Source organism: Stappia sp. (assembly GCF_048261845.1).
Taxonomy (GTDB): domain Bacteria; phylum Pseudomonadota; class Alphaproteobacteria; order Rhizobiales; family Stappiaceae; genus Stappia.
In genome coordinates, this window is the sequence record NZ_JBLXFR010000079.1 from 1 (window position 1) to 13,940 (window position 13,940).

Genomic DNA, 13,940 nt, shown 5'->3' on the forward strand with positions numbered 1-13,940 from the left:
GACGGACCGCATTTCACGTATCATAAGAAGTTACGTGATAATCAGGCGGCGCCCCGGCCTGGCCCGGGGCGCCGCCGGCAAGGATGCGGGCATGATGCAACCTTTCACCGATCCGGCGGCCGTCGCCCGCTATGTGGATGAAACGCCCCGCAAGGTGCCCGGCTTTGCCGACCTTCAGCGGATGGCGATGTTGCTCCTGGCGGAGCATGCCCCCGGCGGGGCGGACATTCTTGTCCTTGGCGCCGGCGGGGGGCTGGAGCTGAAGGTTTTCGCGCAGGCGCAGCCGCGCTGGCGTCTGCTTGGCGTCGACCCTTCGGCGCAGATGCTTGACCTTGCGCGCGACGTGCTGGGTCCGCTGGGATCGCGTGTCGACCTGCTGGAGGGCTATGTCGACGATGTTCCCGCCGGCCCGTTCGATGGCGCGGCCTGCCTTCTGACACTGCATTTCCTGGCAAGGCGGGAGCGGCTGCACACGCTGGCGCAGTTGCGTGCCCGTCTCCGGCCGGGGGCACCGCTTGTCGTTGCCCATCACAGCTGCCCGCAGGAGGGCCGGCTCCGGCACTGGCTGGAAAGGTCCGTCGCCTTTGCCGGCGACGGGCGCGCGGATCGCGCGCAGGTTTCCGCCTCCGCCGCGCTCATGGCCGACAGGCTGCCCGTGCTCCCGGCCGCCGAGGACGAAGCCCTTCTGGCCGAGGCCGGCTTTTCCGACATTGCCCTGTTCTATGCCGGCTTCACCTTTCGTGGCTGGGTCGCTTTCGCATAGGAACGCGCGCGGCCAGAGGGGCGACTTGCAGGAAATCACGGCTCGCGCGGCGACAGGCGCCGCATTATTCTCGGCTGCCGCACCGTGGTCGAGCCGGGACCTGCATGGCCGGTGGCACGGACGGATGGCGGCGCCATGAGAAAAGGCGGGGAGGTGAAACATGTTCAGTCACGTGATGGTCGGATCGAACGACATCGAGCGGTCGAAACGCTTTTATGATGCGGTGCTGGCAACGCTGGGCGTCGGCGAGCCGGTGCGCAACGAGGCGCGCTCCGGCCATGTCCGGCTTTTCTACCGGCATGATGGCAACATGTTCGGGGTCACCGAACCGATCAACGGCGAGGTCGCGACCGGCGCGAATGGCGGCACCATCGCCTTCAAGTGCGTTTCGCCCGAGCAGGTGCAGACGTTCCACGACGTCGCCGTGGCGCATGGCGGTGTGTCGGTGGAGGATGCGCCTGGCCCGCGCACCGGTGCCTCCGGAACCATGTATCTGGCCTATGTGCGCGATCCCGACGGCAACAAGATCTGCGCCATCCACCGGCCGGCATAGAAGGCTCGCCGGAGCCCCGCCATTTCGGGTGCCCTCGAGGCGGTGAGCGAAACAGCGGCGGGCCGAAGCCGGCGAAACAGAGAACTGCATCTACGCCATGGCCCTTTGGACTGGCGCGTCACGACACCTTTCCGTGCTCGGTCAGAAAGTCCAGCACCGTCCTGACGCGCGAGGGCAGGGGCCCGCCCTGACCGATATGGACGGCGTGGAAGTCCTCTTTTTCACCGGCATCAAGGTCGCAAAGGATGGGGACGAGCCTTCCCGCGGCGATGTCCTCGCGCACGGTAAAGGCGGCAAGGCGTGCAAGGCCGACGCCCGCAAGCGCCAGTTGGCGCAAGCCTTCTCCATCGCTTGCCTTGACGCGGCCGGTGGCGGGAACGCGTTTGATTTCGCCGTTTTCCCGCAGCGCCCAGCCGTCGACCGCGCGCGCATAGCCAAAACCAAGCCGGTTGTGCCGTTCGAGATCGGCAATGCTGCCGGGGGTGCCGAAGTGGTCCAGGTAGCAAGGCGCGGCAACGATGGTCAGCGCCGTCCCGCCGAGCTTGCGGGCAACAAGGCTTGAGCTTTTCATCGGCCCCGCCCGGACGGCGATATCGGTGCGCTCGGCAAGAAGGTCAACCACAGCATCGGTTTGAACGATGTCGAGCGTGACGGCCGGATGCAACGCCAGGAACCTGGGCAGCACTGGCGCAAGGATGTGATTGAAATATGAGGCGCTGGTGGTGATGCGAACGCGGCCGACCGCCTGCTCGCCGACGCCGGCCACGCGCTCGGCTTCTTCCAGGTCCGCGAGGATGCGCGTCGCCCGCTCGTAAAATGCGCAGCCTTCCGGCGTCAGCTGCAATTGCCGCGTCGAGCGGTTGAGCAGTCTTGCGCCTAGTCGTCCCTCCAGCCGCGCGATGAGTTTGCTGACCGCCGAGGGCGTCATGCACGCTGCCCGCGCGGCAGGTGAGAACCCGCCGAGCTCGACCACGCGAACGAACACCTCCATCTCGCCCGATCGGTTGACCTCAAGCCGTGCCATGATGACTTCATCTCATAAGTGATGTTCCCACGCGCATTCTATTTCATCCGATGCGGACGGTCTATCTGTCGGGCAAGGAAACATCATCGGATAGCTCGGCATGCCCATCGCTCTCTACGCCCTGACGGTCGGCGCCTTCGGGATCGGCGTCACCGAATTTGTCATCATGGGCCTTCTTCTGGAGGTCGGTCGCGAACTGGACGTCACCATCGCCGCCGCCGGCCTGCTGATTTCGGGCTATGCGCTCGGCGTTGCGGTTGGTGCGCCGGTCCTGACCACGCTCACCGCTTGCTGGCCACGCAAGCATGTGCTGGTCGGGCTGATGATTGTCTTCATCATCGGCAACGCCGCCTGCGCGCTTGCCCCGGGTTACGGCTGGCTGATGGCTGCGCGTGTTCTCACCGCCCTGACGCACGGCACGTTCTTCGGTGTCGGGGCCGTCGTGGCGACCGGTCTTGTCTCGGAAGACAAGCGAGCGTCGGCCATTGCAATCATGTTCACCGGCGTGACGGTCGCGACCGTGCTTGGTGTTCCTTTCGGGACATGGCTTGGCCAGCATTACGGCTGGCGCGTAGCCTTCTGGGCGGTGACCCTGATCGGGCTGATGGCGCTGGCCGTTCTTGTCATGCTGCTGCCGCAGGAGCGGACGAAGCCGGAAGCCTCCGACTGGCGTGCCGATCTGCGCGTCATCGCCCGCCGTCCCGTGCTGCTCGGCCTGTTGACCACCGTACTCGGCTATGCCGGCGTTTTTGCCGTCTTCACCTATATCGCGCCGCTCCTGACAGAAATCAGCGGTTTCGACGAAAGTGCCGTCTCACCGATCCTTCTTGTCTTCGGCGGCGGTCTGGTGGCGGGCAACCTGCTGGGCGGCCGGCTGGCAGATCGCAACCTGATCTGCGCCATCCTCGGCACGCTGGCTGCACTTGCCGTCGCTCTCGCGGTCATGACCTTCGCACTGGGCATGCAGGCAGTGTCCGTTGTCTTCGTCGGCCTGTTGGGAGCGACCGGCTTCGCTACCGTCGCGCCCTTGCAGATGTGGGTGCTCTCCAAAGCCGAGGGTGCCGGCCAGAGCCTGGCATCAAGCTTCAACATCGGTGCCTTCAATCTCGGCAACGCCATCGGCGCGTGGACTGGCGGCATGGTCATCGACCACGGGCCGGGCCTCGCTTTTCTGCCGCTCGCAGCCACGGTCCTCCCGCTGCTTGCCATCGCCACAGCGCTCCTCGCCGCCAGACCGGCAAACGCTGAAAGTCTCCCCTTCAACCAGACCGGACAACCCGAATAAGAGGGTCACATTGCCATGCCCATTAACGGCTCAACGGCGAAAAACAGTCGAACGCGCCGCAAGACGCGCCTTCGCCCCGCCATCATCGCTACCGCCATCGCCCTCGCGCTGGCCTCAGCTCTTTCCGGACCGTCGATGGCCCAGGCTCAAGGCTGGGTCACCACATGGATGGCAAGCCCGCAGCCGATCTGGGGCCCGGATTTCCCGTTCCCGACCAGGATCCCGGCATCCGTGACTGACCAGACCTTCCGGCAGGTCGCGCAGGTCAGCCTTGGCGGTTCGCGCGTGCGTCTGGTTTTCTCCAACAGATATGGCGAACACCCCCTGCGCATTGGCGGTGCGAGTGTTGCGCTGGCTGGCGAAAACAGCGCAACTGTCTCCGGCACGCTCCACAGGATCACCTTTGGCGGGCAGGACGAAACCGTCATCCTGCCCGGTGCTCCGGCTGTCAGCGATCCGGTCGACATGACGGTTGAGGCGCAGTCAAAACTCGCAATTTCAATCTATCTGCCCGATGAAACGCCGCTGACGACGTTCCATTGGGACGGCCGCCAGACGGCATGGTTCGCAGAAGGCAACCAGACCGGATCCGACGACTTTACCGCAGCGGCAACGACGGATGCGCGGATATTCCTGAGCGAGGTGCTGGTCGATACGCCGAACGAGGGTGCGGTGGTGGCCATCGGGGATTCGATTACCGATGGCAACGGGGCGACGATCGATGCTGATGCCCGCTGGCCGGACTTTCTTGCCAAGCGGTTTGCCCCACATCGGGTCGCGGTAGTGAACGGCGGCATCTCGGGTGGCAGGCTGCTTCAGGACAAGATGGGCGTCAGCGTCGCGGCAAGGCTGCAGCGTGACGTGTTCGCGCAGCCGAACGTCAAGGCGGCGATCCTTCTGATCGGCATTAACGACATATCCTGGCCGGGCACGATTCTCGCGCCGGATCAGACACCCCCGACCGCAGACGAGATGATCGCCGGCTTCCGGCAGGTCATCGCTCTGGCGCAGGCGAACAACGTCCGCCTGATCGGCGCGACCCTGCCGCCATTCGAAGGCGCGCTCACCGGAACGCCTCTGGGCAATTACTACAGTCCCGAAAAGGATGCGCTGCGCCAGGAGGTCAACCGCTGGATCAGGGAAAGCGGCGCTTTCGACGCTGTCGTGGATTTCGACGCGGTGCTGCGCGACCCGGCCAACCCGGCGCGGATGAACGCAGCCTTCGATTCCGGCGATCGCCTTCATCCCGGCGACGCTGGCAATCGGGCGATGGCCGAGGCCGTCGATCTTGATGCGCTGCTCGGTCGCTGACCGTCAACCGACAAAGGAAAGGACCAGGTCATGGAATATCGCAACCTTGGCAAATCCGGCCTCAAGGTGCCGGTTCTCAGCTTCGGCGCCGGCACGTTCGGCGGCACCGGCCCCTTGTTCGGCAACTGGGGCACATCCGATGCGGTCGAGGCACGCCGCCTCGTCGACATCTGCATGGAAGCGGGCGTCAACCTGTTCGATACCGCCGATGTCTATTCGGACGGCGCATCCGAGAACGTGCTGGGCGAGGCGATCCGGGGCCGACGCGATCAGGTGCTGATATCGACCAAGAGCGCGCTGCCGATGGGCGACGGGCCGAACGATGCGGGCTCGTCCCGGTTCCGCCTGATCCGCAGCGTCGAGGACGCATTGCGCCGCCTCGGCACCGACCATATCGACATCTTTCAGCTTCACGCCTTCGACGCGTTCACGCCGGTCGAAGAGGTGCTGTCCACGCTCGATACGCTCGTCCGTGACGGCAAGATCCGCTATGTCGGCGTCTCGAACTTCGCAGGCTGGCAGATCATGAAATCGCTGGCCGTCGCCGACCGTCACGGCTGGCCGCGCTATGTGGCGAACCAGGTCTATTACTCGCTGGTCGGGCGCGACTATGAGTGGGACCTGATGCCACTGGGCGAGGATCAGGGCCTCGGCGCGATGGTCTGGTCGCCGCTGGGCTGGGGACGGTTGACCGGAAAAATCCGACGCGGCGCACCGTTGCCGGACGGCAGCCGCCTGCACGAGACCGCCAGCTTCGGCCCGCCGGTGGAGGACGCACATCTCTATCGCGTCGTCGATGCGCTCGAAACCGTGGCGGAGGAAACCGGCAGGACGATCCCGCAGATCGCGCTCAACTGGTTGCTGCAGCGCCCGACCGTGTCGTCCGTCATCGTCGGCGCGCGGAACGAGGAACAACTCCGCCAGAACCTGGGTGCCATCGGCTGGAGCCTGACGCAGGAGCAGGTCGCACGGCTGGATGAAGCCAGCGCCGTCACCGCACCCTATCCGCATTTTCCCTATCGCCGGCAGGAGGGATTCGCCCGCATCAACCCGCCGATGACGGGATAAGGGATAGCGATACGTCACTGCCCACGATTGACCGTCAAAGGGGAATGCCGCTCGCACCCGGGGCGTGCATTCCCTAAGTGAGGCATTGTCCCAATGGTCGCAAGGATCTCACAGTGCCATCTTTCTGCAGGGCGGCAAGTGTCGGTATCTTTGGCTTTCAATGATAGGAAATAGAGATGAGTCCCGAGCTGGAAATCTTTTTGCAAGAGCGTGTTTTGCCCAGTCACAGGGACATCGTTCTCAGGTTCTGTCAACAGATGTCGGAGGTTGCCCCAGAAGCAACACAGCGCATGCGAGGCGGTACCGAAAAATATTATTCAGTGCCTGTTTACAGAGTTAACCGGGACATAGTGGCTATCAGCCCTACCAAAACGGGCGTCACATTTTCATTTACCCATGGTGCAAGTTTTGACGACCCGCACGGAGTTCTGAAAGGTTCGGGCAAGCAGTCACGAACTATCCGGGTGTCGAAGATCGACAACTATCCCGCCGACGAGATGGCAGGCTTCATTAAACAGGCCGCGGCGCTAGACACAGAATAGCGACTTCCAATGAGTGGCAGCCATGTCCGCGTGGCTGCCACCGAATGCTGTGTGCTTGAAACGGCTCGGCCCGAGAACCGCCCGCACATGGAAGGTTCAGGTGAGGGGCCGCATACTGAGCTTGCAGATTTGTCAGCGCTGATCTGACCTCACAGGAAGGGGTCGCAGATGTGACGTTTCAAGGCGCGGAGCGATCCGAACCCTCGATACGGTCTCCCGCATACACGCGTTCCAGCCGTGCGCCTCAAACCACTCGGCCACCTCTCCGCAGCCGGTCCGCATCGCAAGGCCCCGTCAGAATGACCGGCGGATGGATTGCGGCGGCACTCCGAAGTTGCGCAGAAACGAGTTTCGCATCCGGTCGGCGGACCCATAGCCCGTGGCACGTGCAACATGCGTCAGCGAGTGGGTCCTGCGCTCGACCCACTCGCGCGCAATCTCGAGCCGCATCTGCTCGACGGCGCGGGCGGGCGTCACGCCTGTCTCCGCGCGAAACGCCCGGGAGAAATGCCGGGGGCTCATCGCGGTCCTGGCGGCCAGGCTCTCCACGGAATGGGCCACGCCGATGTTTTCACGTATCCAGGTGAGCAGTTCGGCGAACCGGCCGCCGGTATCGACCGTCTCGAGAAGCGCGGAAAACTGCGACTGTCGCCCCGGACGCCGATAATAGATCACAAGCTCCTTGGCGATTTGCCGTGCAATCGAACTGCCCTGATCCTCGGCAACCATGGCCATCGCCAGATCCATGCCCGCGCTTACGCCCGCCGATGTCCACACCGCTCCGTCGCGTATCCAGATCCGGTCCGCCTCCACGTTCACGTCGGGATAGCGCCGCGCCAGTTCACTTGCGTAGCGCCAGTGCGTCGTTGCCCGTTTGCCCGTCAGGCAGCCTGCACGGGCGAGGACGAAAGCTCCGGTACACACGCTGGCAACGCGTTGCCCCCGGCTCATGTGCAGGTTGAGAAAATCGCGTGTCGCGGGATCGATTTCAGCGGTCACCGCACCGACCCCGCCGCAGACCAGCAGGGTCTGGCAGGGAGGGCAATCGGCGAGCGAGCGCGTGCGAAGTTCGGCGCCGCCCGAACTCGTCATCACGCCGCCGGAAGCTGACAGCAGGTCAATCTTGTAGCCCCCGCCCGCCGTTTCGAAGACGGTCATCGGACCGGCCACGTCAAGCAGCTGATAGTCGGGCGGGAGAAGGAAGCCGATGCGATGGGTCATGTCCGTTTCTAGCGGATCTGTGTCATTGCCGCCATTCCGGTTTTCCCTGCATGGTCGCGCCCGGTATCTGGATGCCCGGAAAGGCCTTGATCATGCTGGACAGAAGAGATGTGCTCGCCGGCCTCGCCGGCGCCGCGGTGATGTCATCCTGGTTTGCGTCGTCGGCAAACGGCGCGGAAGAGCCGGGCTACAACTGGCAGGAGGATTTTTCTCGTTTGCCGGGCGTTACGCTGATGGGCGACGAGGACATCGCGATGCTGCTCTATCCCGGGTTCACTGCACTGGACCTGATCGGTCCCTATCATTTCTTTGCAGGGATGATGGGCGCGCGCATCCACCTGGTGACCAACCAGGCCGACCTCTCTCCCGTGGCAAGCGACATGGGGCTGGCGGTTCAGCCAACCGTCAGGCTGGCCGATTGTCCGCGCGACCTGACGATACTTTTCGCCCCTGGCGGCACGGACGGGACGATCGCGGCGGCGCGCGATCCCGACACCATCTCCTTTGTCCGGGATCGTGCGTCACGCGCCATGTTCGTGACCAGTGTCTGCACCGGCGCGCTCATTCTTGGCGCCGCCGGGCTGCTGAAGGGAAAGCGCGCAACCACCCACTGGTCCGTTCGCCCGTTGCTCGGCAGGTTCGGGGCAACGCCCGTTGATGCCCGCGTCGTGCGCGACGGCAACCTTGTTACAGGTGCCGGCGTGTCGGCAGGGCTGGATTTCGGCCTGTCCATCGTGGCGCAACTGCGGGGGCAGCCCTATGCCGCCGCGTCGATGCTCACGGCGGAGTACCATCCCGAGCCGCCCTTCCAGGGCGGAACGCTGTCGACCACGCCGGCAAGCGTTGCAAAACCCATGACGGCGCTGTTTGAAGGCTTCGTCGAGGCAACCAAGACCCTCGGCGTGGCGCAATGACGTTGGCAAGCGGCGCTGCCATGTGAACCCGTTGTCGGCCCCGGCCTGCCGGGGCCGGACAGCCTCGGTGTTCCCGGCAGGCCGGACGGCCCGTTCTTTGAACCGGTGCCTCGGCCCGGGGTATCGGTTCGGCCGGGTGTTTCTTGCGGCGGGGTGCGGGCAACCCTTCCGGCTCGGAGCCGTGAACCAGGAAAATCTGCGTGAATTTCTGAAGAATGGCGGAGAGAGAGGGATTCGAACCCTCGATACAGTTTCCCGTATACACGCGTTCCAGGCGTGCGCCTTAAACCACTCGGCCACCTCTCCGCAGCCAGTCCGCATCACAAGGTCGCCGTCTTGTCGACGGCGGGGATGCGGCCTTTTGCGGGGGAAAACTCCCGGCTTTCCGCTCCTGTCCGGGGACAGGAGGAGCCGGGCCGACCCACCCGCAAGTCGCGCAATATACTGAGCGCGCGGGCAAGTTCAAGCGTTGATCCGTCACCGCTTGCGCTTTTCAACCGGCCGTATCGGAGAGACCTCCCGTTCGGCCGTTTCTCCCGGCGACCGGCGGCGCGCTTCGCTCACGAAGCTTTGCGGTCGCGGTGAAGGACGATGCGCAGTATATCTTGCCTGTCGCCTGGCCGGGGCTGGCGCTCCAGGCATCGGCGGCACGCATCGTTCACCACCGGGCGGGGACACATGTTGAGACTTATCCTGCGACTGATCGGCCTCTGGCTGGTGGCCGTGGCGCTTGTGGCGCTGGTCATCGACGGCACGAGCTCGATTGCGGCATCGGCCTGGTCGACGACGCCGCTTGGCAAATACTGGTTCGACTTCGCGCCGGAATCGCTTGGCCTTGCCCAGGCCGCGATACAGCGTCACGTCAATCCCTTCCTGTGGGATCCGGTCATCCAGTCGTTGCTGGGGCAGCCGGCCTGGGTCGTTATCGGGCCGCTCGGCTTCCTGTTTCTCTGGCTCGGCGAACTGGGACGCCGTCGCCGTACCGTGTCTGTCTGATCCCGGCCACCCGGCTCCCGGCACAGTGAAGGAGACCCCATGTCGTTCATGACGATGCTCGCCAACAAGTTCGCGGTCGTGGACAGGGCGCAGGCCTTGCCCGGGCGCGAGACGCCCGTCATGACGCCGGGCCCGCACGCGGTGCTTGGCCGGCCGGTCGATCTGATGCCTGCGGCCGGCGAGGACGTGGTGTTTGTCGGCCTGGGGTGTTTCTGGGGCGCCGAACGGCTGTTCTGGAAGCTGCCGGGCGTCGTGGTCACCGCTGTCGGCTATGCGGGCGGACACACGCCCAACCCCACCTACAACGAGGTGTGCAGCGGGCGCACGGGCCACACCGAGGTGGTTCGCGTCGTCTTCGACACGGCGCGTCTCTCCCGCGAGGCCCTGCTCCGGGCGTTCTGGGAAGGCCATGACCCGACGCAGGGCATGCGCCAGGGCAACGACACGGGCACCCAGTACCGCTCCGCCGTCTACTACACTGGCGAGGAGATGAAAGGCGCGGCGGAGGCGACGCGCGCCGCCTATGCGGCGGCGCTCAAGGCCGCCGGCCATGCCCGTGCGATCACCACCGAGGTGAAGCCGCTGGCAGCGTTCTATTTCGCCGAGGATTACCACCAGCAGTATCTCGACAAGAATCCGGGCGGCTATTGCGGTCTCGGCGGCACGGGTGTCGCCTGTCCCTCGGCTCTTGCCGACTGAGCGACCGCGTCCCTCCCGGTTGTTCTGTAACGCGCGCGGGTCTTGGCCCGCGTGCCGGCGCGCGCGTGCCTTCAACGTAAATTAACTGTCATATTTCACAATGGTCGAAAGTCAGGGCCGAGTCGAAAGTTCGCGGCCGAACAGACGTGAAAGCTCGGGGCCCAGGGAGCGGCAAACGTGACGGGTCGGTGCGCGGCACTCTGCCTCCTCTATGTCGTCCTGGTTCTTGCAGCGGTCACGGGAGTGTCGCTGGCACCGGTATCGGATGCGCGCGTGGCGGTCATCACATGGCCGGGCACGCGTCATGCGGCCGAGGTGGTGGCTGCCGCCGGCGGGCGGCTCGTGCTGTCGGGGTCCGGGGCCGGCGTGGTTGTCGCCGGTCCGGACGCGTCCGGCGACGGCTTCATAACCCGTTTGTACCGGAACGGGGCGCTGCTTGTGCTTGCGCCCGGTCCGGTTGAGGCATGTCTTTAGAAAACCCGGCTCTGCGTATGGTCCGGACGGGTATCCGTGAGGTGGAATATGGATGTGATTGCAGGTGGCAGGACGAGCGGTCTTGATGCGATGCGGACCGGTTTCGCCAAGGGGCTGATGGTCTTCCTCTGGTTCAACGTGCTCGTGGCGATCGCGGTTTCCTGGACCAGCGACAACGTGTCCGTTGTGGCCGTCTCCGCGGTTGCCCTTCTGCTTGGCGTGACCGCAACCGCAACCTGGCTTCGGCAGGGCATCGGGGTTGCGACGCGGGTTGTCAGCGCGGTCTCCCTGGCCGGCCTGGCAAGTCTTGTCGTGGCGGCCCTGGGCGGCGGCGATCCCTCGCAGTCGCTTCAGGTCGACGGGCACATGTATTTCTTCGCGGTGCTCGCCATTCTCGCCGGTTGGGTCGACTGGCGCGCATTGACGGCCTATTCGGCAATTGTCGCGCTCCATCACCTCACCTTGAACTTCCTGCTGCCGTCCCTGGTCTTTCCGTCCGGGGGCAACCTGTCTCGCGTGATGCTGCATGCCGCGATCGTGGTGCTGCAGACCGGCGTTCTGATCTGGCTGACCGGCCGCATCGAAGCGACCTTCGCCGCCGCCATGGCCGCGCTCGATGTCGCGCGCAAGGCGGAGACGGAAAGCGGGCGTCTTCGGGAGGAGGAGGCGAACCGCCGTGTTCTGGACGATCGCCGCCAGGAGGAGATCGGGAAGGATATCGCCGTCTTCCGCGCGGATATCGAGAAGCAGCTGGCCGAGGTTGGCCGGCGCACCGATCTCATGCGCGAGGCCGCCGTATCCCTGGAACGCATCGCCAGCGAGGCGGCCGAGAGGTCCAGGTCCGCCGGCGCCGCGTCCGGCACGGCGAGCGGCAACGTCCGCTCTGTCGCTGCCGCGGCCGAGGAACTCTCCTCGTCCATTCTCGAGATTTCGCGTCAGATCGGACGCGCCAACGAGATCGTCGGGCGCGCGGCCTCCGGGGCCCAGGGCGCCAATGATCGCGTGACCCGTCTCGATGCCTCCGCCAACAAGATCGGCGAGGTCGTCTCGCTCATCCAGGCGATCGCCGAGCAGACCAATCTGTTGGCGCTGAATGCCACCATCGAGGCCGCGCGCGCGGGCGAGGCGGGCAGAGGATTTGCGGTCGTCGCCGCGGAGGTCAAGGAACTGGCGTCCCAGACGGCGAAGGCGACGGAAGAGATCGGCGCGCAGGTTTCCGCGATCCAGGGCGAAACGAAGGAAACCGTCGGGGCGATCGCCGGCATCGCGGAAACCATGCGGGAAGTCAGCGGCTACACCTCGTCGATAGCGGATGCTGTCCGGCAGCAGGAGGCGGCGACCGGCGAGATCTCGCGCAATGTGGTCGAGGCCGCCGCCGGAACGGCGCGTGTCACGGACAATGTGGCCGGGCTGGGCGAAGCCGTCGGCCACACGGCGGCCGAGGCGGGCAAGATGGAGCACGGCATCGAGGCCGTTGTCGTCGAGATGGACGCTGTGCGTCACTCCGTCGACCGGTTCCTGCGCAAGGTCGCCGGCTAGCGCGCGGGGCTGTTGCCCGCCCGCTCGACGACACCTGGAGGCGCCGCACCGGGTTGCGTTGCAGCGCCGGTGTGCCGCAAGCGCGCCCCCCGGCTTTTCGGGGGACGCTTGCGGCCCCATATTGCGGGGATGATGCTCGCTTCCACCATAGATCCGGCCATCGCGTCCGCGCACCGCCGACGCAACCGCATGCATACGCTGCTCCTCGGCGTTGCTGCCGTCCTGCTGCTGTCGGTCACGGCATGGACGCTCGATGGCTGGCGCGGCGTCCTGTGGGCGGGGGTTGGCGGCACCGTGTCGGTGCTGTTCGCCGCGCGGCTGTCATCCGGCATGGCGCGGCGCCTTTACGGTGCGCGGGAGATGACGCCTGCATTCTTTCCCGAGGCGCACCAGATCGTGCACCTCCTGTCCGGGCGGGCCGGGCTCTCGGCGACGCCGCGCCTCTACCGGGTGCAGAGCCGGTTGATGAACGCCTTTTCCGCCGGCACCCGCGCCGACAGCGTCATTTGCGTCACCGACGGGCTGCTGGCGCGCATGACGCCGCGTGAATTCGTCGGCGTGATGGCGCATGAGATCGCCCACGTGGCGCATGAGGACATTCACGTCATGGCGATGGCCGACGTTGTCAGTCGCATGACCGGCATGATGTCGCTGCTCGGCCTGCTTCTGGCCGTCGTCAACCTGCCGGCCATGATCGAGGGCGGCACGGCCGTGCCCTGGGGGACGATCCTGTTGCTCCTGATCGCGCCGAGCCTCGGCACCGGGTTGCAGCTGGCGCTGTCGCGCGCCCGCGAATACGAGGCGGATCTCGGTGCTGCCGCCCTGACCGGCGATCCGGAGGGTCTGGCTCTCGCCCTGCTGAAGCTGGAGCGCATGCAGGGCCGTATATGGGAGGCGGCCCTGCCGCAGGGCGCCCGCATTCCCGATCCCTCGATCCTGCGCAGCCATCCCGGCACCGAGGAGCGGGTCCGCCGCTTGCGGGCCCTGCAGGCGGCTCCCGCCCGCTGGCTGGACGTGGCCGCGATGCCCCATGTCGCCGGCCGCTCGCCCGTGCCGGTTGTCGGTGCGCCAAGGCGTCGCCTGAAGGGGTTCGGCGTCTGGTACTGACGCGCGCGCGCCTCCCGCGTGTGGCGGCGGGGCACGGCCTAGACGCAGCTTGCCGTCAGGCCGCCATCGACGACGAGTTCGTGCGCGGTGATGTAGCGGGCCTCGTCGGATGCGAGGAAAAGCGCGGCATGCGCCGTATCCCATGCATCTCCCATGCGGCCGGTCGGGCTCTGCGCGTCGCGCTTGGCGATCATCTCCTCCTCGCCGCCATAGGCGCCGGCAAGGGGCTTGCGGATCATCGGCGTGTTCATCAGGCCGGGCGAAACGCAATTGGCGCGAATGCCGTGCGAGGCGTATTGCAGGGCGATGTTGCGGGTCATCGCGACGACAGCGCCCTTGGAGGCCGAATAGGCCGCGTAGGGAAACCCGATATAGCGCGAGGCGGCGATCGAGGCGACGTTGACGATGGCGCCGGAGCGCTGCGCCATCATGGCAGGCAGCACA

15 protein-coding genes and 2 tRNA genes are annotated in these 13,940 nt (G+C 65.7%); 12 read left to right on the top strand and 5 right to left on the bottom strand.

Translation table 11 applies throughout. The features are described from left to right. The first annotated feature begins 91 nt into the window (after window positions 1-91). Together ACN0T5_RS19560 and ACN0T5_RS19565 are read left to right on the top strand one after the other, a co-directional pair. Window positions 92-763 (top strand): class I SAM-dependent methyltransferase, encoded by a 672-nt coding sequence (locus ACN0T5_RS19560; protein WP_417770294.1) that lies wholly within the window; start codon window positions 92-94, stop codon window positions 761-763. Window positions 764-923: 160 nt separating this feature from the next. Beyond that, the gene (locus ACN0T5_RS19565; RefSeq protein ID WP_417770295.1) at window positions 924-1,316 is read left to right on the top strand and encodes a VOC family protein; all 393 of its coding nucleotides are present in this window, start codon (window positions 924-926) and stop codon (window positions 1,314-1,316) included. A 118-nt stretch (window positions 1,317-1,434) separates the two neighbouring features. On the opposite strand, the gene ACN0T5_RS19570 is transcribed toward ACN0T5_RS19565, so the two are convergent. After that, window positions 1,435-2,340 carry a LysR family transcriptional regulator gene (locus ACN0T5_RS19570; RefSeq protein ID WP_417770296.1) on the bottom strand — a complete coding sequence of 302 codons (906 nt, stop codon included), beginning with the start codon at window positions 2,338-2,340 and terminating at the stop codon, window positions 1,435-1,437. A 100-nt stretch (window positions 2,341-2,440) separates the two neighbouring features. On the opposite strand from ACN0T5_RS19570, the gene ACN0T5_RS19575 reads away from it, so the two are divergent. The 4 genes from ACN0T5_RS19575 (at window position 2,441) to ACN0T5_RS19590 (ending at window position 6,546) form a co-directional block, all read left to right on the top strand. Beyond that, window positions 2,441-3,625 (top strand): MFS transporter, encoded by a 1,185-nt coding sequence (locus ACN0T5_RS19575; protein WP_417770297.1) that lies wholly within the window; start codon window positions 2,441-2,443, stop codon window positions 3,623-3,625. Between the two features lie 15 nt (window positions 3,626-3,640). Further along, the gene (locus tag ACN0T5_RS19580; RefSeq protein ID WP_417770298.1) at window positions 3,641-4,936 is read left to right on the top strand and encodes an SGNH/GDSL hydrolase family protein; all 1,296 of its coding nucleotides are present in this window, start codon (window positions 3,641-3,643) and stop codon (window positions 4,934-4,936) included. 30 nt (window positions 4,937-4,966) lie between these two features. Further along, window positions 4,967-6,004 (top strand): aldo/keto reductase, encoded by a 1,038-nt coding sequence (locus ACN0T5_RS19585; protein WP_417770299.1) that lies wholly within the window; start codon window positions 4,967-4,969, stop codon window positions 6,002-6,004. A gap of 176 nt (window positions 6,005-6,180) precedes the next feature. Continuing rightward, on the top strand, window positions 6,181-6,546 hold the full coding sequence (locus ACN0T5_RS19590; protein ID WP_417770300.1) for a DUF1801 domain-containing protein: 366 nt from the start codon (window positions 6,181-6,183) through the stop codon (window positions 6,544-6,546). A 180-nt stretch (window positions 6,547-6,726) separates the two neighbouring features. Here ACN0T5_RS19590 and ACN0T5_RS19595 read toward each other — a convergent pair. Both ACN0T5_RS19595 and ACN0T5_RS19600 read right to left on the bottom strand, forming a co-directional pair. Further along, window positions 6,727-6,809: transfer RNA gene (locus tag ACN0T5_RS19595), tRNA-Ser, on the bottom strand. Window positions 6,810-6,840: 31 nt separating this feature from the next. Beyond that, window positions 6,841-7,767, bottom strand: a complete 927-nt coding sequence (locus tag ACN0T5_RS19600; protein ID WP_417770301.1) for a GlxA family transcriptional regulator — start codon at window positions 7,765-7,767, stop codon at window positions 6,841-6,843. 92 nt (window positions 7,768-7,859) lie between these two features. Between ACN0T5_RS19600 and ACN0T5_RS19605 the strand changes: the two genes are divergently transcribed. After that, window positions 7,860-8,681 (top strand): DJ-1/PfpI family protein, encoded by an 822-nt coding sequence (locus ACN0T5_RS19605; RefSeq protein ID WP_417770302.1) that lies wholly within the window; start codon window positions 7,860-7,862, stop codon window positions 8,679-8,681. A gap of 216 nt (window positions 8,682-8,897) precedes the next feature. Here the strand turns inward: ACN0T5_RS19605 and ACN0T5_RS19610 are convergent. Beyond that, window positions 8,898-8,987, bottom strand: a tRNA-Ser gene (locus ACN0T5_RS19610). 372 nt (window positions 8,988-9,359) lie between these two features. Here ACN0T5_RS19610 and ACN0T5_RS19615 point away from each other — a divergent pair. The 5 genes from ACN0T5_RS19615 to ACN0T5_RS19635 all read left to right on the top strand — a co-directional run bounded on the left by ACN0T5_RS19615 (window position 9,360) and on the right by ACN0T5_RS19635 (window position 13,496). Next, complete coding sequence (locus tag ACN0T5_RS19615) at window positions 9,360-9,677, top strand: hypothetical protein (protein WP_417770303.1); 318 nt, start codon at window positions 9,360-9,362, stop codon at window positions 9,675-9,677. 39 nt (window positions 9,678-9,716) lie between these two features. Continuing rightward, complete coding sequence (gene msrA, locus ACN0T5_RS19620; RefSeq protein ID WP_417770304.1) at window positions 9,717-10,376, top strand: peptide-methionine (S)-S-oxide reductase MsrA; 660 nt, start codon at window positions 9,717-9,719, stop codon at window positions 10,374-10,376. A gap of 177 nt (window positions 10,377-10,553) precedes the next feature. Further along, window positions 10,554-10,850, top strand: a complete 297-nt coding sequence (locus ACN0T5_RS19625) for a hypothetical protein (RefSeq protein WP_417770305.1) — start codon at window positions 10,554-10,556, stop codon at window positions 10,848-10,850. 48 nt (window positions 10,851-10,898) lie between these two features. Further along, window positions 10,899-12,389: a methyl-accepting chemotaxis protein gene (locus tag ACN0T5_RS19630; RefSeq protein ID WP_417770306.1), complete on the top strand. Its 1,491-nt coding sequence runs from the start codon at window positions 10,899-10,901 to the stop codon at window positions 12,387-12,389. Between the two features lie 189 nt (window positions 12,390-12,578). Next, the gene (locus ACN0T5_RS19635) at window positions 12,579-13,496 is read left to right on the top strand and encodes a zinc metalloprotease HtpX (RefSeq protein WP_417770307.1); all 918 of its coding nucleotides are present in this window, start codon (window positions 12,579-12,581) and stop codon (window positions 13,494-13,496) included. Window positions 13,497-13,534: 38 nt separating this feature from the next. On the opposite strand, the gene ACN0T5_RS19640 is transcribed toward ACN0T5_RS19635, so the two are convergent. Further along, on the bottom strand, window positions 13,535-13,940 hold a 406-nt coding region (locus ACN0T5_RS19640), incomplete at its 5' end, for an SDR family NAD(P)-dependent oxidoreductase (RefSeq protein WP_417770308.1).